Genomic DNA, 19,887 nt, shown 5'->3' with positions numbered 1-19,887 from the left:
CCGTTTCGGTCGCACGACTTCCAGCACAAAGATCTATTGACGAGACGTGGATCACAGCCTAACCTTCGCATGAAATGAGTTCAGTTTGCCAAAGGAGAGCGTGTGCCGACTGTCGAGGAGTTGCGAGCGTCGAATATCGACATCGCCCGTAGGTATCTAGAGGCCATCAACACCTGGGACTTCAAAGTCAAGCGTGAGCTTCTCGCGGAGGACATCGTCTTCGAGATGCGTTACGCCCCGCCTGGATTCAATCGCCGGATGGAAGGCATCGAGGAAGTGATGGCCTTCCTGGAGACCATTCCCTCCATCATCGAGACCGAGGGGCTGTACGACTTCAGGCTCGAGACGTATCACTCCGATCCCGGCGAGGTCATCGCCGAGTACAAGAGCGACATGAAGATGGTCATCCCGGTCGAGCTGAAGAACGAGTACGTCACGCGGTTCACCATCCGAGACGGGAAGATCACGCACTTCTGCGAATTCTACGACCCGATTCCCCTGGTTATCGCTCTCGGCGGCCGAGTGGAGCCCGCGACCATCGAAAGCGCCAGATCGGCCCATACCGAAAGTGCCTAACGCTCATCAGCAAGATATGTGCTCGCTGGGCTACGACAAAAGTCAACGCTAGACCGAGAAACCGAGGTGTTGTATGTCCGAATCCCACTACCCGACCGCGTTCGGTGTCTTCATGGCTCCCTTCCACAAGATCGGAGTGAGCCCCACCGTTCTCTATGAGCGGGACCTGCAGATCATCGAGCTCGCCGACAGCCTCGGGTTCCAGGAGGCGTGGCTCGGTGAGCACCACTCCGGTGGTCACGAACCGATCGGCGCGCCCGAAATGCTGCTCGCAGCGGCCGCGCAGCGCACCAAAACCATCAAACTGGGAACGGCCGTCAACTCGCTGCCCTACCACAACCCCTTCCTCCTTGCAGAGCGCCTGGTCACCCTCGACCACCTATCTCGCGGTCGCGCGATCATGGGATTCGGTCCCGGACAGCTGCTTTCCGATGCTTACATGCTGGGTATCGACCCGACGAAGCAGCGCGACATGATGCTCGAGGCCGCGGAGGTCATTGTTCGGCTCCTCCGGGGTGAGACGGTGACGGAGAAGACGGAGTGGTTCGATCTTCGCGAGGCCAAACTGCAGGTACGCCCCTACAGTCTGCCGGAGCTGGATGTAGTTGTCGCAGCTGTCACCTCACCGTCCGGGCCTGTCACCGCCGGGAGGCTGGGTGTGGGGATGATCAATCTTGCTGCCACCAGCCCTGCCGCCTTCGGCGCCCTTCGGGGCCATTGGAAGATCGCCGAGGACGAGGCAGCGAAGGCCGGGCGGACGGTGTCGCGCCGCAACTGGCGACTCTCGGCGATCACCCACATCGCAGAGACAGAGGAGCAGGCACGCCAGGACTGCACCCACGGGTTCGAGGAGATCTGGAACTATCTGGCACATATCTCACCGCTGCCGGCCTCCGAGAAGCCCGACGTCGAGGGAATGATCGACGAGGCCATCGAGTCCGGGTCTGTGCTGATCGGAACCCCAGACACAGCAATCAAGAAGATCCGGCAACTTGCCGACCAGACCGGCGGATTCGGAAGTTTCATCATGACGCTCACCGACTTCACCGACTACGAACGCCAGCGAAATGCCGTCACGCTCTGGGCCGAGCACGTGATTCCCGAATTCCGCGGGCAGCTCAAGCCCATCCGCGAGCACAATGCGTGGGTGCGGGGTAACGAGTGGAAGGCCGAGACCATGGCGGCCATCAACGCTGCCACCGAGAAATACGCGGCACAGCATCAGCCGGTAGCGGTCAACTAACACTCCATTCTCACGAGCTGTGACCAGCCGTCTGCAGCAGCTCGAGAGACAGGGCAGTTCCCGGCCTGACCACCAGGAAGACGATCTCACCATGACTGTCACCGACGAAAGTCCGCTCGCGCAGCGCATCGCCCTCGTACCAACGCTCACTGAGATCCACGCGGAAGAACGAGTGGTGGCTGCGATCAGTCAGCTGTCCCGCGGGGAGGCCATCATCCTCACCGATGGGATTGACTCGCCGACCAGCGGTGAGATCGTCTTTCCTGCGGTCCGGATCAGCACGGCTGATGCCGCTTTCGCTATCCGCCACTCATCAGGATTCCTGCAAGTCGCCTTATCATCGGACCGATGCGACGCCCTATTGCTTCCGGCTCAACAGGGTGCCGCTCCAGGAACCGCACAGTGCGTCACCGTCGACGCGGCCACTGGTATCACCACCGGCATCTCTGCCGCGGACCGTGCAACAACGATCCGGCTCTTGGCGTCCCCGGACGCGTCACCCGCGTCCTTCAGCCGTCCAGGCCATGTGGTGCCCCTGCGCGCGGACGCGGCGCTGCCCACGTCGGAATTCGGGTATCCCGAGGCTGCAGTACATCTGGTAGCGGCAGCCGGTTTCCCACCCGCCGCGGTGCTCACCACCGTCGTCGGCACTATCCACCCGACAGACGTCGCCTCAGGTAACGACCTGCACGAGTTCGCCCGCACGCACCAACTTCCTGTCGTCGGGCTCCGTGACCTCGACTCCGAGAAGCCACCATTGCCCTGCCTCCACGTCTCGGTGGACCTCCCCGGCGGAAGAACATCCCTCGAATCATTCACCGACCGGGGCCACAACTATCTCGTTGTGGCCGTGGGTGAGGTATCCGGCCGAGCGGACGTGCCTGTTCACCTGCTGCCGGCAGATCAGGTGTTGATCGACGCAGGATCTCCACGCGCCGAGCCGCGCATTGTGATCGGGCTACCCCAGACCGCGGAGGACGAATACAGTCGTGCGATCGACGGGCTTCATCGGCCGCACAGCGTGATCCGCGCCGTCCTCCGCCGTCTGGGTTGCCTTTCAGTGCGAGCACACCACCGCCCCGACAGTCTCAGATAACCGGCAACGGAAGGACCATTCACTGCGTCTGCAGGTCCGACGCCGAAGGCTCTCGGAGGACTCCGCTCGCCGCGACATCCGCGCAGCACGCGAGGACCAGACGAATGCAAGGAACCGTCAGAAACCCGATCGGCAACACCGGAGACGACGACCGAAACGCCGCGACAGCGCGCCGGAGCGCACACCAGTCGATCCCGGCTCCTGCACTGTGCCCCACTCATATTGGCGCGAAATCTACAGATCCATCGGGCGCACCTGCTCGATCGGCCTAAGCATTGCACTGTAATCCAGGTTACGCCCAGACCCCGTTCGTCAACAGAACCCAATTCGATTCAGAGTGAGGCGACATTGAAGGTCCTATGTGCCACAGTCATTCTAGGAGTTGCGCTCACACTCACAGCGTGCGACTCCACATCCTCCTCCGCGGCGGGAGACGGCTCGGTCAATACCCACGCCGTGCAGATTGCGCAAGCAGAAGTCGACACGCACCTGGCGGACGCGACGAACGTCGGAGTCACCGAACCTACCAGTGGCGCACCGCGTCAGGGACTCCGATTCGCCTACGTAGGCTGCGCACTGCCGACCTGCGCGACGTTCCGCGATGGCATGACCGCTGCAGCCGACGCCATCGGGGCGACAGTGACCACGCTGACCTACCAGGGCACCCCGGAGAGCATCCAGTCGGCCTTCGACAACGCGGTGCAACTACATCCTGATGCGATCTTCAGCACGGGTACCCCGCCGTCCGCCACTGTCAAGCAACGTGAGGAAATGAAACGCCTCGGCATTCCGTTCATCGACAACTCCGCGATCTACGAACCCGACCCCAAGACGGCGACCGGCACCGTAGACAACGACCCGGCTCCACCGACGGTCCTCTTCGAGCCGGCCAGCATGGTGCGCTACATGGGCCAGTTGCTCGCAGACTGGGCGATCACGCAGTCCGGCGGCAATGTGAACAGCATCTTCGTCAACGTTCCGGATTTCCCGATTGTCGTCCCCCCACAGGTCGGATACGAGGATCGGCTCGCGGAGCTGTGCCCGGATACGTGCTCGAATACCAACATCAACGGTACGGCCAACGACATCGGGACGGCCATTCCATCCAAGGTCGTCAGCGCACTGCAACAGCACCCCGACACCAACTACATCGTCTTCACGGCGGGTGACTTCTCGCTGGGCGTACTGCCCGCAGTACGCGCGGCAGGGTTCACCGACGTAAAACTCATTGGCAACAGCCCGATCGCCGACAACATCGCGGGCTTAACTGCTGGAGACCAGAATGAGGCATGGCTGGGCGTCTCCAACCAGGTACTGGGCTGGCGTTACGTCGATGCCGCGGTGCGCGCGCTGAAGGGCGATGCAATCCCCTCGCCGGTCGCCGACAGCCCGGACGATACGACCGCAGCGGCATGGCCGTGGATCCAGATCCTCACGAAGGACACCGCCCCAACCGAGGATCCCTGGATCACCCCGCGCAACTACAGGGAGCTCTTCCTGAAGATGTGGGACCTACCAGTTACCTGACCAACCACGAACATTCGAGGTCTCAGCCTTTTCAGAACGGGAAGCCAGTGAACGATTTGCTAGAGCTCTCCAGCCTGTCGATGACTTTCGACAGCGGCCGCGCGCTCGACGGCGCGGATCTGAGCCTGACGGTGGGTGAGATACACGGTCTGGTTGGACAGAACGGGTGCGGGAAGTCCACGTTGATCAAGATCCTGTCGGGTTACCATTTTCCAGACCCGGGAGCGGAGGGCACCTTTCTCGGAGCACCACTCCCCTTTGGTGACCCTTCCGCACCGCACCGAGTCGGAATTCACTTCGTGCACCAGGATCTCGGGCTCGTGGACGGCCTTTCGGTTGTGGAGAACCTCGCATTGGGATCCGGGTACGCAACCGGCCCATTCGGGAACATCCGATGGCGGCGGCAAGTAGCTGCGACCAGGGAGGCCACCCACGCCCTGGGATACGAGCTGGACCCGCACACCGATGTGAGCAAACTGAGTCCCTCAGAGCGCGTCGGTGTTGCGATATCACGCGCCCTGATCAACGACTCGAGCGCAGCACTTCGGCTGCTAGTTCTCGATGAACCAACCGCGGCGCTGCCACCGACGGAGGTGCAGCGCCTCTTTGCGGTCCTACAGAGATTGCGCGAGCGCGGAGTGACCACGTTGTTCGTCTCTCACCGGCTCGAAGAACTGCTCACCGCCTGCGATCGAGTGACGGTGCTTCGCAGCGGTCGCCGCGTATCCACTGCGCAGACGTCCACCATGACACGTGAGAGTCTCATCCGGGACATCCTCGGCCGGCCACTCGTGCCGCACAAGCCGACAAGTCTCTCGGTCAACAGCCAGGAGCCATCCGTCACGGTTCGGCGGCTGACCGGCACGAGACTGAAACCGCTGAACTTCGACGTCTACCCAGGCGAAGTCCTCGGGCTGGTCGGTTTGACGGGCTCGGGCCGGGAAGAGGTGGCCAGCCTCATCGTTGGCGCGACCGAGCCGATCGACGGATCTATCACGGTACACGGGAGCACATACTCGGGATTGAACCCCCACACCGCATCTCGGGCGGGGATAGCCTTCCTGCCGACGGACCGGCGGCGCAGTGCGGTCATCCCAGACGCAACGGTTCGCGAGAACCTGACTTTGCCCATGCTCGCCGACATCACCCGGCTGGGCCGTATCAGCAGGCGTGCAGAGAGCCGTGTCGCGGGTGACTGGATCGGGAAAATGCAAGTCCGCCCATCAGACCCGGAGAACCTCGTCATCAACCTGAGCGGCGGTAATCAGCAAAAGGTCCTTCTTGCACGATGGCTGCGAACCAAGCCCAAGATGCTGATTCTCGATGAACCCACCCAGGGTATCGATGTGGGAACGAAGACACAGTTCTACGCGTTGCTGAGCGCGGCTGCCCGAGACGGGATCGCGGTCGTCGTGTGCACAACGGACGGTCAAGAAGCGGTCGAGCTCTGTGATCGCGTTCTTGTTCTCGCGGACGGGGTCTGCACGCGTTCACTCACCGGCTCGTCACTGACCACCGCGGTCGTGGAGCAAGAGTTGCTGGGCTTGCACGAAAACACAGAGAAGGACGAGGTACTGGCATGACAAGCGTTGAATCCAAACCAGCAGCACACCCCCAGATGCAAGGGGACAAGAAACCGCTGCTCGGCATTGTTCTGCAGCGCTACTCGGGCCTCGTCCTGCTCGCCGCGCTGATTGTGTTGTTCTCCGTCCTGCTACCGGAAACATTCCCCACGATCCGGACCTTCCGCACACTCATCGCCGACCAGGCGATCACGACGATCCTCTCTCTAGGCCTGCTCGTCGCGTACCGCGCGGGTGCCTTCGACCTCTCAGTCGCGCAAGGCCTCGGCCTGGCCGTCATTCTTGTCTCCTGGCTGCAGTCATCGCACGGGCTATCCGTCCCGATGGCTACCCTGCTCACCTTGACTGTCGGGGCCCTCGTCGGAGCCGCGAACGGGATCGCCATCGCGATACTCAATGTGAACTCCTTCATCGCCACCCTGGCGATGGCATCAATACTCGAGGCCGTCATCTACGGCGTCTCCGGGGGCAACCAGATCGTCGGCGGAATACCGCAGGGATTCCTCTCGCTCGGTCAGGCCCAGTACTTCGGGATTCCCGTCGTGGTCATCTACATGGCCGTCGTGGCAATAATCGTCTGGTACGTCACCGAACAGATGCCAGTTGGACGCCGACTTCAAGCTGTCGGCAGCAACACGGAAGCATCGCGTCTCAATGGCATTCGCACAGCACGGTACATCTTCGGCGCGCTCGTGGCTTCATCAATCCTCGCCTCACTCGCCGGTGTGATCTTCGCCGCCAAGATCGGAAGCGCATCCCTGACCGCCGGCGCCCCCTACCTCCTTCCCGCGTTTGCCGCGATCTTCCTGGGATCGACCCAGGTTCATCCCGGCCGAGCGAATGTGGCTGGGACGCTGATAGCGATCGCGCTGCTGGCAACCGGAGCCAAGGGGCTTCAACTGCTCGGCGTGCCGATCTGGACAAGCAGCCTGTTCAACGGCGCCGTGCTCTTGGCCGCAGTGTCCATAGCGCAGATCAGGCGCAGTAAGTCGCGGTAATAGCTCGCCGCACACCCTGATCTCTGCCGCCGAATCGTCCCCAACCTACTCACGAGAAAGAGGAACGGAAATGGTCGATCTAACAGGCAAAACTGCCCTCGTAACAGGTGGAGCGCGAGGCCAGGGCCGTTCGCACGCCCTCGCCCTCGCCAAAGCCGGCGCTTCAGTCGCCATCCTCGACGTCTGCGAAGACATCAAGAATGTCTCTTACCCGCTCTCCTCGCAGGCGGACATGGACGAAACCATGCGGCTCATCAACGAGGCTGACGGAAAAGCACTTGCACTCAAGGCAGACGTGCGCGACCGGGAGGCCATCAGCGATGCAGTCGAGCGGATCGTCGACACCTTTGGATCGCTAGATATTCTCGCGATCAATCACGGCGTCATGGCGATCAGCGAATTTCGCCACATGGATCCCGCCGACTGGGACGTGGTCATCGACATCAACCTCAACGGCGTCTTCAACGTGCTGCACGCGGGCCTTCCGCATCTGCTGAATCAGACCTGGGGACGGGTGATCATCACATCGTCGATGGCGGGCAAAGGCGGCTACCCGCAATTCAGTCACTACTCGGCCTCGAAGTGGGCGGTCATCGGGCTGGCAAAGACCGTCGCCCTCGAGGTGGCGACCACCGGGACCACCGTGAACGTCATCTGTCCCTGCTGCGTCGACACACCGATCATCCACAACAGCACGATGTACGGGCTGTTCCGACCCGACCTCGCCTCCCCGACAATCGACGACGTCGCCGAGGAATTCCGCCGGTATCAGCCCCAGGGAGTTCCATGGATTCCCCCTCATGCAATCACGGACGCACTGATGTTCCTGGTCTCCGACGGTGCGAAACACATGACCGGCGAGACCCTCTCCGTTGCGGCCGGCCAGAACGCCAATGGTGCGGCATAACCAATCCATCACCGTCATATCGTTCGCGGCGCCCATCAGGGTGCGGATTCACAAGAAGGACGGACGGGATTGGCGGTGCCGCCGCGGCGACCACCCGGCCGAACGTGCTGAACAGATCGTGCGCTTGACCGAAGGGAGCAACACATCGGCGCGAACCCCAGGCCCACCCTCGGTGCGCGGTGATCGGGAGCCGCGGCATGAGATATTCGGCACGGCAGACTGATTCGGATTACCTCCGTTCCGGATTATCCCACAACGACGAGCATCTCTGAGGTGACACTCTCCCCATCCGGACGGTAGCGGCCGCCGCCCGCGAAACCCGCGATCTCCTCTCACCCGCCACCGGTACGGCGCCATCACCCGTACTTCACCAACCCCACCGCACCCATTCCGTCGACTCCGACATCACGCACCGCACACCCGCATTGATCGATATCGCGCACTCGGACCGGATCGACGGACCGCTCCACCTGCCCGGGGGTTGTCGGCGCCAACTCCGCCTCAATCCCAGCACCCGGCGACCGCCGATATCCGGAGGCCATGTCTTGCCCTGTCTTCACGACACGATCATCGCCGACCGATGCCCCCGAGGCTGGCACCGTGCTGTCGCCCCACTCACGTGGTGATGCCGAAGTCATTCCATCTCAGTTGATTTCGGTTGCACGGCCGACAGAAACAGAGTTTACTTAACTGAGTTCAGTTTACGTCGCAGTCGCAGACGGAATTTACTTCGCGAGACAGCCGCCTCCCGTGGCGCATGAGGAAATGGAGCGAGAATGACCAGCAATCCAAATACCCGAATCGAGCCGATTGTGGCCCCTTGGAAGGATCTCACCCTCGCGTCCATCGCGGCGATGCCGGCGGACCGTCCCAGTCCTAGGCCCGCACCAGTCGAGGGACAGCCGGCATGATCGATCTCACCGGCAAGGTCGCCATCGTCACCGGCGCAGCGTCCTTCCATGGCGACGACGATCCTTACCGCGTCGGCCAAGGCGCATCGACCGCGAGTCTGCTTGCGCAACTCGGCGCCAAGGTCGTACTCGCGGACATCAACGGCGAGGTTGCCGAGCAACGGGCGAAGCAGATCAGGGCCGACGGTGGCGACGCGATCGCCGTCGAGACCGACGTCCGCGTCGAGGAACAGGTCCAGCGGATGATTGCGACCGCGGTGGACGAGTTCGGACGACTCGACATTCTGCACAACAACGCCGCCGACCTGAGAATCCCATGGGAGCCCGGTGACCCCCCCATCACGGAATTCGTGGTGGACACCTTCCATGCCCAGGTCGAAACACTGCTCCTGGGCCCGATGCTCGGCTGCAAGCACGCGATCCCGGCAATGGTGAACACCGGCGGCGGCAGCATCACCTGCACGTCGTCGATCTCCGGCGAAATGGGCGAGCTCAACTTGACCACCTATAGCGTCGCAAAGGCGGGCGTCAACCAGCTCGTGCGCGCTGTCTCCGCACAGCATGGCAAGCAGGGAATCCGGTGCAACGCCGTGGCGCCCGGACTCATACTGAGCTCCCCCGGCCTCCAACTCGGGGACGAGTTGATTACCCAGTACACGCGCCACTGCGACACCCTTCACGTCGGTCAGCCCGAGGACATCGCCCGGGTCGTCGCGTTCCTGCACTCCAATGCCGCGCGGTACATCACAGGGCAGGTCATCCGAGTCGACGGGGGCTTCACCGAGCACTCCCCGATGGTCACCGAGGGTCGTGCATCCGGCCTCGTCGCCGGAACCACGTGAGGATCAGCGCCTTGGACACCCGCCGAAGACGCGAGGCGACAGGACATCCGGACACCCCGCGAAAGCACTCCGACCTCTGATCGGTGAAAGTGCCCCGCCGAGCAGTGGGGTTCGCATCGTCGTCGGCGGGTTTGGCGACTTCTCTGTTCAGAATTTCCGAATGGGCGTGGTGACGTCAACTTGAGACACGCGAAATTCGCGAAATGGCAGGTTCGCCCTCCCAGATCGCCGAGTTGGGGGGGCTCCCCGATCCACGTGACGTGTCGGGCCGGTCCCGTCCCAGCGGTCGTGGCCGAAACGGGAGGAGCCGTGCACCAATGGACGTGATCGCGAAGGCCATCGCGAGTCGGTTCCGGGCGGGCCTGCGCGCGCGTGGGTTGCTCACGTGAGCAAGCGGCGCTGGCGTTCGCGGTTCCCGACCGGGCCGTCTCGTCCTCATGTCGCAGCCCAGATCCAGTGCGCCCAAGAGACACAATCTCGAGGAACTGGTTCCGGTTCCCGGTTCTGCGGAGTCTCGCTCCCACCGTGAGCGTGGTCTCGGTGGGAGCGGCCGAGCACCCCAGTTGATAGCAAGCAGACGGCGTGAGCACAGTGGCACACCCGCCCTGTCGGTACCGATAGCGCGACGCCGGGAACGGGTCACCGGACCCCCTGCCCCGGCCGCCACCATCGATGCGGCGCTCGTCACTACGTGCACGTTGACCGTGTAGCGCCCCTGCCAGCTGATACCCGTCGTAGGCCGGGGCTGCGCTTGGCTGCGCCGCAACACAACCGGCATTGCCACCTCTCCCGGCACCTCGTTGGACCACGTCTCCCGACCAACGACCCCGGCCTCGAAGCGAGTCACCATTCCCATCGTGTGCTGGAGTTCGAGAAGGTGGGCTCGCTTCCTGACCTTCGTTTCAGAGCGTCAGCTGACCTTGATGGCGTGGCGCTCATCAGTCGCCTTAGCGCCCTCGGCCGCCTGTTCCAGCGGCAGGATCAGGTCGATGACCTTGCCCGGCCCGGTTGTGCGGTCCCAATGAGCTGAATCTGGTCCCTCGTACCTGGCTCAGTGAACCGCGCCGGGGCGGTCTACCGCGCATTCACGGCACGAGGCACTCAGAGGTCCGAATCTTCGCACCTACGCCTTACCTATTTTCGGTGGATCCGCGTCCGCCTCACCCCTGCCGACCAACCTCATGACACGATCGGTCTGTCCGGAGTCTCTACCCAGTAGAACGTCGGGTCTCCATGAACCTCGGGGTGTTCAGTATGAATCGAGCTGTGGTGGCATCAGTGGACTAATGCGTCGCGAGGCGATACGCCAACCGTCCGCAGTGCGCCTGTAAGTATCGTCGTTGAGGCAAAAGCACCGAACGGTCGCACCATCTTTGTTGTGTCCGTCCTGGAGGAGGTAGTTGCTCCCGTAAGCCTCGTCGGAACCGCTGAACTCGATGACGAAGTTGCTCAACAGGTGCATCTGGTCTGCCATGACTTCCTGGTTATGGGCGAAGAACTCCTGGATCGCCGCGCGACCCGAGTAGCTCTTTAGTCCCATCGGTCCGGCGTCGAACACGGCATCATCGGCATATGGCTCCATCAGCGCCTCCATGTTGAACTGGTCGAGCCCCCGTGCGTAACGCGCAGAGAGCATACGGATTTCTTCGATGTCCGCGGTTTGCTGCGGCCTGACGGTGGGAATGGTCATGCACTTCTCCTCGATAGGTCTGTGAGTTTTCGGGCGACAAATCACTCGCCGGCTTGACGGGCCAGGAAGCCCTCACCAAGCATGCGTTCGGGCCAAATGAAGTTCAGATTCTGGCGCACGATCTTCCAACCGTCATCGGTGCGGCTGTAGGACTCCTCGTAGACGCCGAGCCAGTAGAGTGGGTTGCCCCCTTCGCGGATCTGATCACCGGTGACGAAGTCGAGAAGATAGACAAGCCCCGTCGCGGTGTCCGTCCCGGTGAGCTCGACGACGTGGTTGACCACGACGTGCAGGTTGGAGAAGTACCCACTGGCGTAGAAGGGGCTTTCGGCCTCGGCGAAATTCTGTTTGAACTCAGTCCGATCCGTCCAACTCCCATATGGACCGAAATCACACACCGCGTCGGGGTGATACAGCTCCACCAGCTCATCCAAACGGCCCCCGTCGAGGTAGGCCGATCCGAGGGTTCGGAGATGTTTGATGGATTCGATGTCGAGCAGTTCGTCGATTGTCATGAATTCTATTCCTCAAAAGGTATTTCGTGAAGGGAGGAAGTGCGCTCGCCGAATCTTCACGGCCAGCCGGGGATCTTCGGACCACGGCCACCGACGGCGGCAATGTATTCATTTTTGGCCGGGCGCTTTTCACCCCAGACGATTTCGAATACAAGCTTGGAAATCTTCCAGGTGCCCTCGTGGCGCACCAGCTCGTTGTGGTAGCGAGCGACCAAGAAGCAGACGTCGTCGTCGCCGGCGAACTTCTCGAAGGAATTGTGGTAAACGAGCGCCGTCGCCTTATCGCCCTCGATGTCGATGTGATAGACGTTCAGCATGTGGTGCTGCCATTCACATGTCTTCGTGAAGTCGGTCATCCAAGTGATGACGGCGTCCGCGCCTTCGACGGGCTCCCCGTTGCCGTACTGCGCCTGAAGATCAGGATGCAGGACATCGTGCAGCTGATGCATCTGCGCCGAATCGACACTCGACGCGTAGCGGTACAAAACTTCTTCGATCGCGATCCGGTCGTAGCCGACGGTCCATTTCCCTGTGGTGGTCATCGTGTCTCACCGACTTTCGTCCACACGCTCTTGACCTGGGTTAGCTCGCCGATCGAGGCTTCGCCGAGATTGCGTCCGTGCCCGGAGAGCTTGACGCCGCCAAAGGACACGCCGGGGTAAACCATCTGATAGCTGTTGATCCACACCGTGCCCGCGTTGAGCCCCGCCGACACCCGCTGGGAGGTATCGAGGTCACTGGTCCACACTCCCGCGGCGAGACCGTAGTTCGTGTCGTTGGCGATCCTGATTGCTTCTGCCTCGTCATCGAAGGACAACACCGCCATCACCGGGCCGAAGATCTCCTCCTGCGCGATGCGCATGTCGTTGGTTACTCCGGTGAAAACGGTTGGCTCATGGAAGTATCCGGGCATGTCGAGGCGAGACCCTCCGCTGGCAAGGGTGGCACCTTCGTTCTTGCCGATGTCGACGTATGAGCTCACCCTGTCGAGTTGTTCGGCGGAGACCAAGGGACCGAGTTGCGTCGCTGGGTCGAAGCCGGAACCGATCTTCATTCCCTGCGTGCCCGCGAGAACCGCCGCGGTGAACTCGTCCTGGATCGAGCGATGTACCAATACTCGTGATCCGGCAGTACAGACCTGGCCGGATGCGCCCCAAACTGCCGTCTGGGCAGCAGCTGCAGCTGCGGCGATGTCGGCATCAGGGAACACGATGAACGCGCTCTTGCCACCCAGTTCCAGTGAAACCCGCTTCACCCGCTTGGCGGCCGCGGCCTGAATGGCACTGCCGGTCGGGACCGAGCCAGTGAAGGAGATGGCGTCCACACCCGGATGCTCCACGAGCGCAGCGCCCACAGTGGCACCACGGCCCTGCAAGACATTGAACACACCGGCCGGAATGCCTGCCTCGGCGGCGATCTCACCCATGAGAACAGCGGTCATCGGCGTCTGTTCGGCTGGTTTGAGGATCACGGTGTTACCCGTCGCCAAGGCCGCCGCCACGGAGCCGAACACACTGATCGGCCCGTTCCACGGAGTGATCAACCCAATTACGCCGATCGGTAGACGTTCCTGTCGCACAGAGAAACTCGGCGGCGTGGGCGGAATGCTGCCGTGAATCTTGGTTGGCCAACCGGAATAGTACTCGATCCCATTTGCGGCGAAATCGACCGTGAAGTCGACGTACCACCGCAGCAGTCCGGCATCGATGACATCGAGTTCGGCGACCTCCTCACGGCGGTCCAGAAGTAGCTTGCCCATCCTGCGCAGCCGCCGCTCCTTTTCAAGCGGGTCAAGAAGGCGCCAGCGGCCGTCGTCGAAGGCTTGCCGAGACGAGGTCACCACGCGATCTACATCTGCCTGGTCCCCGCGGGCCGCACGTGCGACGACCTCTCCCCGCGCGGGATCTATGACGTCCATAGTCTTCCCGTCGAGGGAAGGAACAACCCTCCCGTCTACGACGTGGCCGAAGACGTCACGCGCCAGGCTTTGCCTGGCCGCCTTGGAGATGGGGTACTCATTCATGAACGTTTCCTCGCCTCACTCCGATGAAGACTGGCATTCGAACTGACTTCAGTTTAGGTTGGCACACCATATGTGTCAAAGGTCACAAGCAGGCGCTGCTCATGCAGCTGGCTACACCGCAGCCCATGCCTAATTCCGGCCCGAGATTCTTTGGGACAAGCCAGTTGCCACGGCGCAGTCCAGTCGCTGCACTCGTACCCCATTGGCTACTCTGTGATCATTTGTTTGCACGGCCTCCTGGAATCTCTTCTTCGCCACTGAGCCGTACACCCAGGACAAAGTCGGCAGGTATCATCGACCGCATCGCCTCGAGCACCAACTGCGGGAATCGCATTCGATTGGCGAACGAGCCGCCGAAGCTGTCGGTTCGCTGATTGGACAGCGGAGACATGAACTGAGCCGGCAGGTAACCGTGTGCCGCATGAAGTTCGACACCGTCGGCGCCTGCCTTGACCAAATTCTGCGTCGAGATTCGCCAACCCTCGATAATGTCGTCGATCTCCGCGACAGTGAGTTCATGGGGTGGATACGCATCCCGCACCGTCTTGATCGGCGATGGCGCGGACGGCGGCGCATCCGATTCTCCGCCGATGAACTCCCTTCCGAGGTGGCACAATTGACCCACGAAGCGGGCACCGTGCCGATGAACGACCGCAACTTTTGCCTCCGCCGCGGGCACGAACTCGTCCAAGTATGCCTCGATAAGCTTTCGCGAACGCAACGCGGTGGTTCGATGCACAATGGTAGCGCCGCCGATGATCAGCCCAACGCCACCTGCAGCAAGGCGCTCGAAATGTTCGGTATCACGGTGGGTGGGAACTCCACCCTCAGCCATACTCGTCCCAGCGGGCAGTGCCACCAGGCGATTCTTCAGGGTGATCCCACCAACCTCGAAGGGTGAGAAGAGGTAGGGAAACTCAGTACTCATGGGTCGTCTCTTTCCGGCTGACAAGGCAGCCGCCGATGTCACCTAGGACTCCAAGCTCCTGCGACAGACGGGCGCCTGTATTGAAGTCAGTTCAGCCTGCTCGCTGGGCACAACCCGGCCTCCCGAACGCTCAGTTCGATTCGGACCACGCTGTCGACCAGTGCATTACGGGTGTCGGGCGATATCCAGGTTCGCCATTCTCAGTTCGTCGCGTTTATCGCCGTGCAGGCCGACGAGCGACGTTCGCTCGCCGCTCTCCCCGGACAACTGCCGCGTGGGCGCGCACATCCGTCCACCGCGGATCATCCCGCCGTCACCGAGGCGTACACATCCAATGCCCTGAGGCCATCGCCTGACATCTGCAATGGAATTCGGTGGGATCTGGGCACGACCTCGTAACAGCCCCGCTCCGTCCATTCGACCATTCATGGCGCATTACTGGCTGCGACCATCGTCATCTCGTCACCAGCACCATTAGATGCTTGCCGCGCATCGCGCCGCGCGGGTCAATGCGGGGAGGGCTATAGGCTCCGTCGTCGATCCGGCGACCGCCGCCTCGCTGTTAGCGCGCCAGGTAGCCGCCGTCCACGGGCAGCGGAACTCCGTTGACGAAACTCGCGTCGTCGCTCGCGAGGAACGCCGCGGCAGCCGCGATCTCCTCGGGTTGGCCCTGCCGGCCGAGCGGTACGTTGACAGTGAAGCTGTCGACGACGTCGGACACGTCGGCGCCGGTATCGCGTCCGAAGAACTGCGGGAGCATCGGAGTCGCGATCGGGCCGGGGCAGATCGCGTTGACGCGGATGCCGAGCGGGCCGAACTTCAACGCCAGTGACTTCATGAGCAGCACGATGCCGCCCTTGGTCATCGAGTAGAGCGGGCTCAGCGGCGAACCGACGATGCCCGAGACCGAGGCCGTGAAGATGACAGAGCCCTTACCGCCGGCGGCCTCGAGCAGGTCTTGGCACGCGGCCGTCAGGAAGAACGCGCCCTTGATGTTGACGTCGACGGCCAGATTGAACTGGTCCTCCGAGATGTCGAGTCCGGAGGCGCCGGGGATGCCGGCGTGGTTGTAGAGGACGTGGAGCACGCCGTGGGTGGCGCGAACCTGCTCGATCAGGCTGGTGACGGCCGCCTTTTCAGCAACGTCGAGCTGATGCGCTTCAGCCGAGCCGTCAGCCGCTTCGATCTGCGACACGGTTCCCTTGGCCGCGTCTGCGTCGAGGTCGGTGACGATGACATGCGCGCCCTCTGCGGCGAAGCGCACACAGGCCGCGCGACCCATACCGGAACCTCCGGCGGTGACCAGTGCGATGCGATTCTCGAGCCTCATTGAATCCTGCCTCCGTACCAATAATTCAGGTGTGTTTCGTATCTGTATGTCGTGCATGATGCGCCGGGCTGCTCGGCCGCTATCGCGCGGCTTCTTCCTCGGCACGTCCTGCGGCCGCGGCCTCGGAAGGAAGTGTGGATGTGCCGGGGTACGCCTTACTGCGGGCCTTTGACGGAGCCACGCGTGGGACGAGCAGGACGATCAGCGGGCCGAGCGCCGCGGGAATCATGAACGCGTAGAAATTCCATTCCACCGGCGCACCCATGGCGAGCACGAAGCCACCGACCTGCGGTCCGAGGATCGCGCCAACGCGGCCGATGCCCATGCCGAGACCGAGCACAGTCCCGCGAGTTGCACTCGGGAACAGCGCAGCCGTATATCCGTACAAAACCACGGTGGTCCCGTTCGCGCCGATTCCGGCGAGGAACAACGCAGCGAAGAAGACCGGCGTCGGCGGGCTGAAGCTCAAGATGTACAAGGACAGAACGGCAACGCCGAACGCCCAACAGACCACCGGACGAGGCCCGAAACGGTCGGAGAGAACGGAGAGCGTCATGATGCCGACAATCGCCCCCATGCTCAGAACCATCAGCGATACCAGCGCCGAAGTCAGCGGGTACCCCGCTTGCCTCATAATCTGCGGCAACCAGGAGTTGAGTCCGTATGTCAGCATCAAACCGACAAAGAAGGTGGCGACCAGCGGGACGATGACGACAATGTGCTCGCGCTTGCAGAGGGTACGCAGCGGATTCACGGGCTTGCCCTCACCCGCAGCCTTGCCTACTTCGTCAGGCGGCCAGGGCATCCCGTACTTGGTACAGGTTGCACGCGCCTCCTCGAAGCGACCTCTCAGAATCAGGTAGTCCGCCGATTCCGGCAACCACTTCATCAGCACCGGAACAAGGACAAACACCGGGAGGAAGCCGATCCAGAACATCAGCCTGAACCCGTAGTCGGCAAGAAACCAGACCGCGAGCAGGCTGGCGGCGATGCCGCCGAAGGAGTACCCGATGTTCATCACGCCGTTGAAGAATTGGCGGCGGTGGCGAGGAGCGAACTCGGCCACCAGTGCGATCGCCGCAGGGAGGACGCCGCCGAGCGCGAGGCCGCCGAGGAACCGGAGAAGCATGAACACCTCCGGACTCGGCGCCATAGCGCAGAGTGCCATCGACGCCGAGAACCAGATCACCGACCCGATGAGCAGCCTTTTCCGGCCGAACATATCCGACAACACGCCGCTACCGAGGGCACCGACCAGCATGCCGGCAAGAGCAAGGCTCGCCATGGTGCCGACTTGCGTTGCAGAAAGCGCCCACGGTTCGTAATCAAGGAGCGCCGGTGTGACGGCGCCGTGGACGACCATGTCGTAGCCGTCCCATGCACCGATGAGGAGACAGAGAATAACGACCCACGCGGCCCGACGATGCCCCTTCGCGAGTTCCTCCGAAACGGGTGTCTGTCGGTCGATTCGATTAGCCACAATCTTCCTTTCCATCCTCACCGCGGAGGACAGGCGAGCGGAGACGCAGGATTAGTCGCAGGCCCACTGAATGTGCTGCGGTTCGAGGTACTCGTGGATGCCCCAGGATCCGATTTCTCGGCCGACTCCGCTGGCACCGAATCCGCCCATCGGTGCGTCGGCGCGAAGGCCTCCACCGCCGTTGACCGATACCGTGCCCGCTCGCAGTCGCGGCGCAATCTCGCGTGCAGCATCCGTATCGGGCCCGAATAGGTACGCGTGCAGACCGTATCGGGTCTCATTGGCAATCTTCACCGCTCCGTCGACGGTGCTGTACGGCATGGCCGTTGCGACCGGACCGAAAATCTCTTCCTGACAGATCCGGTCGGTGTTGTGCACGTTGGTGATCAGTGCGGGATTGACAAACCACCCAGGACCGGAGTCCGGACGCCCGCCGCCGGCAGCGATCACCGCTCCACCGTCCACCGCCTCACGGATGAACTGTTCCACCGAATCACGGTGCGCCTCAGTGATCATTGGTCCGACAATGGTGGCCGGATCCCGCGGATCTCCCACCTGGATGGATTCGTATGCCTTGTGACTGAGTTCGATGAATTCAACCCACTGCGATTCATGCACCAGGATCCGCGTCGGCGCGGCGCACGCCTGGCCACCGTTTCGGCAGTACCTCTGGTGCAGTCCGGGGACTACAGCAGTGAGATCGGTTCCGGGAAGAAGGATTGCAGGCGACTTGCCACCGAGCTCGAGGACGACGCCACGAACACCCGTCGCAGCCTGCCGCATCACTTTCTCGCCGACCGCGACCGAACCGGTAAATGCGATCTTGTCCACACCTGGGTTCTCGGTCACAGCACGCGCGATATCTGCCTCGCCCACGACGATGTTCACCACACCGGGCGGGACATCTGCATTGCGCAGCACCTCGGCCAGCAACAGTGTCGACAGCGGCGTACGCGGTGACGGAATCGCGACCACCGTGCACCCTGCAGCGAGTGCCGCGCCTAACTTGTGAACCAGCAGCAGCAGCGGGTAGTTGTACGCAGCGATCGCGGCGACGACGCCGACCGGTCGATACGCGACGATGCTGGAGGACGGTATCGGGTCGGTATGCCGTCCCAGATCCTGGCTCCGCTCGTCGAGCGCGGCCTGCGCGTACTCCCGCAGGTGCTTGATCGGCCAATCGACCTGCAATGCTCCGGCGGCGCTGATCGGCGCACCCACCTCGGTCACGATCGCGTTCACGAACTCGTCGCGACGCTTTTCGATGCCGTCGGCGATTCGGTTGATCAGGGCACTACGATCTGCCGCCGATGCCGAGGCCCACGGACCCGACTCGAATGCCTCACGAGCCGACGTCACAGCACGGTCCGCCTGCGTTCTGTCCGCGGCAGCGACCGACGCGACCACCCGTTCTGTCGCGGGATCGATGACGTCGATGCTGTCGCCGCGCCCCTCCGTCAACTCCCCGCCGATGAGAAGCGACAAGTTCGGCCAGACTTCGGTGCCTGGCGGCGTAAGGATGGTGCCAACTGTTGTCGTCTGGCTGCGCTCTTCGCCCATCGTCATCACTTTCGTTCAGCGGTTGTAGGTATGTGTGATCGCGTTTCACCGCGGTAATGCTGCGGCCGTGTTCGCTTCGCGAATGCGGGAACGGTTCAACGAAGTTCAGCGCCAAGACGGCAGCGCGGTCGTTTCACACGACCTCTCGAGTTCTTCCGGCGTGACCTCGCCGCCGACGTAGCACACCAGCTCCGTCTGCTTCCAACCATCTTGCGTGCGGCGGTACACATCTCGGTATCGCGCCCAGCGGTGCCTGTCCCTTAACTCTGGATACTCCTTGTAGCGCTGCCACGAAAATAGATACGACTCCATCCGGGCGGTATCCGCGGAATCGAACACAACATCCATGTTCGAGAGGTGGTGGCTGCTCGCAATGAACTTGCTCAGTGCGCCGGAGTAGAACTTGCGGGCAGCGGCCACGCCGGTAACTGCGCCGCCGCGGCCACCGGACAGATCTACAACGCAGTCGTCTGTGAACACTGCGAGCATTCCCGCGGCGTCCATTGCATCGGCAGCGCGGCAATACGCGTATTTCAGTCGCCGGATCTGTTCGGCGTCGATGAGCTCCCTCAACGCGGCTGGCCCGTAGCGGTCTTCGACCGGGCCTGTTTCGGAAAGTGTCGACATGTCAGCGAACCGCCCTCATCTGTTTGGCTGCCTAGGGAACGTGACGCCGGA

The 19,887-nt window shown here is 62.4% G+C and carries 18 protein-coding genes and 1 pseudogene; 9 read left to right on the top strand and 10 right to left on the bottom strand.

Annotated features, from left to right (window positions below; all coding sequences use genetic code 11):
- Positions 1–102 precede the first annotated feature (102 nt).
- Both ACFVJ3_RS26205 and ACFVJ3_RS26200 read left to right on the top strand, forming a co-directional pair.
- A complete protein-coding gene (locus ACFVJ3_RS26205) occupies positions 103–576 on the top strand; it encodes a nuclear transport factor 2 family protein (protein WP_378454821.1) in 474 nt (157 codons plus the stop codon).
- Between the two features lie 73 nt (positions 577–649).
- Entirely contained in the window at positions 650–1,819 is a 1,170-nt protein-coding gene (locus ACFVJ3_RS26200; RefSeq protein WP_378454820.1) for an LLM class flavin-dependent oxidoreductase, read from the top strand.
- A gap of 10 nt (positions 1,820–1,829) precedes the next feature.
- On the opposite strand, the gene ACFVJ3_RS26195 is transcribed toward ACFVJ3_RS26200, so the two are convergent.
- Positions 1,830–2,129: a hypothetical protein gene (locus ACFVJ3_RS26195; protein WP_378454872.1), complete on the bottom strand. Its 300-nt coding sequence runs from the start codon at positions 2,127–2,129 to the stop codon at positions 1,830–1,832.
- On the opposite strand from ACFVJ3_RS26195, the gene ACFVJ3_RS26190 reads away from it, so the two are divergent.
- The 7 genes and pseudogenes from ACFVJ3_RS26190 to ACFVJ3_RS26160 all read left to right on the top strand — a co-directional run bounded on the left by ACFVJ3_RS26190 (position 2,013) and on the right by ACFVJ3_RS26160 (position 9,683).
- Complete coding sequence (locus ACFVJ3_RS26190; protein WP_378454871.1) at positions 2,013–2,915, top strand: 3,4-dihydroxy-2-butanone-4-phosphate synthase; 903 nt, start codon at positions 2,013–2,015, stop codon at positions 2,913–2,915. The two genes, ACFVJ3_RS26195 and ACFVJ3_RS26190, sit on opposite strands and share 117 nt — an antisense overlap.
- Positions 2,916–3,371: 456 nt before the next feature.
- Positions 3,372–4,442: a sugar ABC transporter substrate-binding protein gene (locus ACFVJ3_RS26185; protein ID WP_378454819.1), complete on the top strand. Its 1,071-nt coding sequence runs from the start codon at positions 3,372–3,374 to the stop codon at positions 4,440–4,442.
- Positions 4,328–5,005: pseudogene (locus ACFVJ3_RS26180) on the top strand (ATP-binding cassette domain-containing protein); the annotation flags it as partial. The gene ACFVJ3_RS26185 and the pseudogene ACFVJ3_RS26180, both read left to right, overlap by 115 nt.
- Before the next feature lie 228 nt (positions 5,006–5,233).
- On the top strand, positions 5,234–6,025 hold the full coding sequence (locus ACFVJ3_RS26175; RefSeq protein ID WP_378454870.1) for an ATP-binding cassette domain-containing protein: 792 nt from the start codon (positions 5,234–5,236) through the stop codon (positions 6,023–6,025).
- Positions 6,022–7,023: an ABC transporter permease gene (locus ACFVJ3_RS26170; protein ID WP_378454818.1), complete on the top strand. Its 1,002-nt coding sequence runs from the start codon at positions 6,022–6,024 to the stop codon at positions 7,021–7,023. Before ACFVJ3_RS26175 ends, ACFVJ3_RS26170 begins: the two co-directional genes overlap by 4 nt.
- Positions 7,024–7,093: 70 nt before the next feature.
- Complete coding sequence (locus ACFVJ3_RS26165) at positions 7,094–7,930, top strand: mycofactocin-coupled SDR family oxidoreductase (protein ID WP_378454817.1); 837 nt, start codon at positions 7,094–7,096, stop codon at positions 7,928–7,930.
- Between the two features lie 907 nt (positions 7,931–8,837).
- Complete coding sequence (locus tag ACFVJ3_RS26160; protein WP_378454816.1) at positions 8,838–9,683, top strand: SDR family NAD(P)-dependent oxidoreductase; 846 nt, start codon at positions 8,838–8,840, stop codon at positions 9,681–9,683.
- Positions 9,684–10,932: 1,249 nt separating this feature from the next.
- Here the strand turns inward: ACFVJ3_RS26160 and ACFVJ3_RS26155 are convergent.
- From ACFVJ3_RS26155 to ACFVJ3_RS26115, 9 genes are all read right to left on the bottom strand, one after another.
- The gene (locus ACFVJ3_RS26155) at positions 10,933–11,373 is read right to left on the bottom strand and encodes a nuclear transport factor 2 family protein (protein ID WP_378454815.1); all 441 of its coding nucleotides are present in this window, start codon (positions 11,371–11,373) and stop codon (positions 10,933–10,935) included.
- 41 nt (positions 11,374–11,414) lie between these two features.
- The gene (locus ACFVJ3_RS26150; protein ID WP_378454814.1) at positions 11,415–11,888 is read right to left on the bottom strand and encodes a nuclear transport factor 2 family protein; all 474 of its coding nucleotides are present in this window, start codon (positions 11,886–11,888) and stop codon (positions 11,415–11,417) included.
- 56 nt (positions 11,889–11,944) lie between these two features.
- A complete protein-coding gene (locus tag ACFVJ3_RS26145; protein WP_378454813.1) occupies positions 11,945–12,430 on the bottom strand; it encodes a nuclear transport factor 2 family protein in 486 nt (161 codons plus the stop codon).
- Positions 12,427–13,911, bottom strand: a complete 1,485-nt coding sequence (locus ACFVJ3_RS26140) for an aldehyde dehydrogenase family protein (RefSeq protein ID WP_378454812.1) — start codon at positions 13,909–13,911, stop codon at positions 12,427–12,429. Before ACFVJ3_RS26140 ends, ACFVJ3_RS26145 begins: the two co-directional genes overlap by 4 nt.
- A 217-nt stretch (positions 13,912–14,128) precedes the next feature.
- Positions 14,129–14,839 (bottom strand): hypothetical protein, encoded by a 711-nt coding sequence (locus ACFVJ3_RS26135; protein WP_378454811.1) that lies wholly within the window; start codon positions 14,837–14,839, stop codon positions 14,129–14,131.
- Between the two features lie 562 nt (positions 14,840–15,401).
- Positions 15,402–16,169, bottom strand: a complete 768-nt coding sequence (locus ACFVJ3_RS26130) for an SDR family NAD(P)-dependent oxidoreductase (protein ID WP_378454810.1) — start codon at positions 16,167–16,169, stop codon at positions 15,402–15,404.
- A gap of 79 nt (positions 16,170–16,248) precedes the next feature.
- Positions 16,249–17,664 (bottom strand): MFS transporter, encoded by a 1,416-nt coding sequence (locus ACFVJ3_RS26125; protein WP_378454809.1) that lies wholly within the window; start codon positions 17,662–17,664, stop codon positions 16,249–16,251.
- A gap of 36 nt (positions 17,665–17,700) precedes the next feature.
- The gene (locus ACFVJ3_RS26120; protein WP_378454808.1) at positions 17,701–19,209 is read right to left on the bottom strand and encodes an aldehyde dehydrogenase family protein; all 1,509 of its coding nucleotides are present in this window, start codon (positions 19,207–19,209) and stop codon (positions 17,701–17,703) included.
- A gap of 105 nt (positions 19,210–19,314) precedes the next feature.
- The gene (locus ACFVJ3_RS26115; RefSeq protein WP_378454807.1) at positions 19,315–19,836 is read right to left on the bottom strand and encodes a nuclear transport factor 2 family protein; all 522 of its coding nucleotides are present in this window, start codon (positions 19,834–19,836) and stop codon (positions 19,315–19,317) included.
- Positions 19,837–19,887 lie beyond the last annotated feature (51 nt).

Origin of the sequence: Rhodococcus sp. NPDC127593, assembly GCF_042671975.1 — a bacterium.
Lineage (GTDB): Bacteria > Actinomycetota > Actinomycetes > Mycobacteriales > Mycobacteriaceae > Rhodococcus_F.
Note: the sequence above shows the minus strand (reverse complement) of the source record. Positions and strands in the feature narration are given on the sequence as shown.

Excerpts from the sequence above, each read along its gene's own strand:
- ACFVJ3_RS26200 (WP_378454820.1), top strand. The coding sequence starts at position 650 with ATGTCCGAATCCCACTACCCGACCGCGTTCGGTGTCTTCATGGCTCCC.
- ACFVJ3_RS26170 (WP_378454818.1), top strand. The coding sequence starts at position 6,022 with ATGACAAGCGTTGAATCCAAACCAGCAGCACACCCCCAGATGCAAGGG.
- ACFVJ3_RS26165 (WP_378454817.1), top strand. The coding sequence starts at position 7,094 with ATGGTCGATCTAACAGGCAAAACTGCCCTCGTAACAGGTGGAGCGCGA.
- ACFVJ3_RS26160 (WP_378454816.1), top strand. The coding sequence starts at position 8,838 with ATGATCGATCTCACCGGCAAGGTCGCCATCGTCACCGGCGCAGCGTCC.
- ACFVJ3_RS26155 (WP_378454815.1), bottom strand. The coding sequence starts at position 11,373 with ATGACCATTCCCACCGTCAGGCCGCAGCAAACCGCGGACATCGAAGAA.
- ACFVJ3_RS26150 (WP_378454814.1), bottom strand. The coding sequence starts at position 11,888 with ATGACAATCGACGAACTGCTCGACATCGAATCCATCAAACATCTCCGA.
- ACFVJ3_RS26145 (WP_378454813.1), bottom strand. The coding sequence starts at position 12,430 with ATGACCACCACAGGGAAATGGACCGTCGGCTACGACCGGATCGCGATC.
- ACFVJ3_RS26140 (WP_378454812.1), bottom strand. The coding sequence starts at position 13,911 with ATGAATGAGTACCCCATCTCCAAGGCGGCCAGGCAAAGCCTGGCGCGT.
- ACFVJ3_RS26135 (WP_378454811.1), bottom strand. The coding sequence starts at position 14,839 with ATGAGTACTGAGTTTCCCTACCTCTTCTCACCCTTCGAGGTTGGTGGG.
- ACFVJ3_RS26130 (WP_378454810.1), bottom strand. The coding sequence starts at position 16,169 with ATGAGGCTCGAGAATCGCATCGCACTGGTCACCGCCGGAGGTTCCGGT.
- ACFVJ3_RS26125 (WP_378454809.1), bottom strand. The coding sequence starts at position 17,664 with ATGGAAAGGAAGATTGTGGCTAATCGAATCGACCGACAGACACCCGTT.
- ACFVJ3_RS26120 (WP_378454808.1), bottom strand. The coding sequence starts at position 19,209 with ATGGGCGAAGAGCGCAGCCAGACGACAACAGTTGGCACCATCCTTACG.
- ACFVJ3_RS26115 (WP_378454807.1), bottom strand. The coding sequence starts at position 19,836 with ATGTCGACACTTTCCGAAACAGGCCCGGTCGAAGACCGCTACGGGCCA.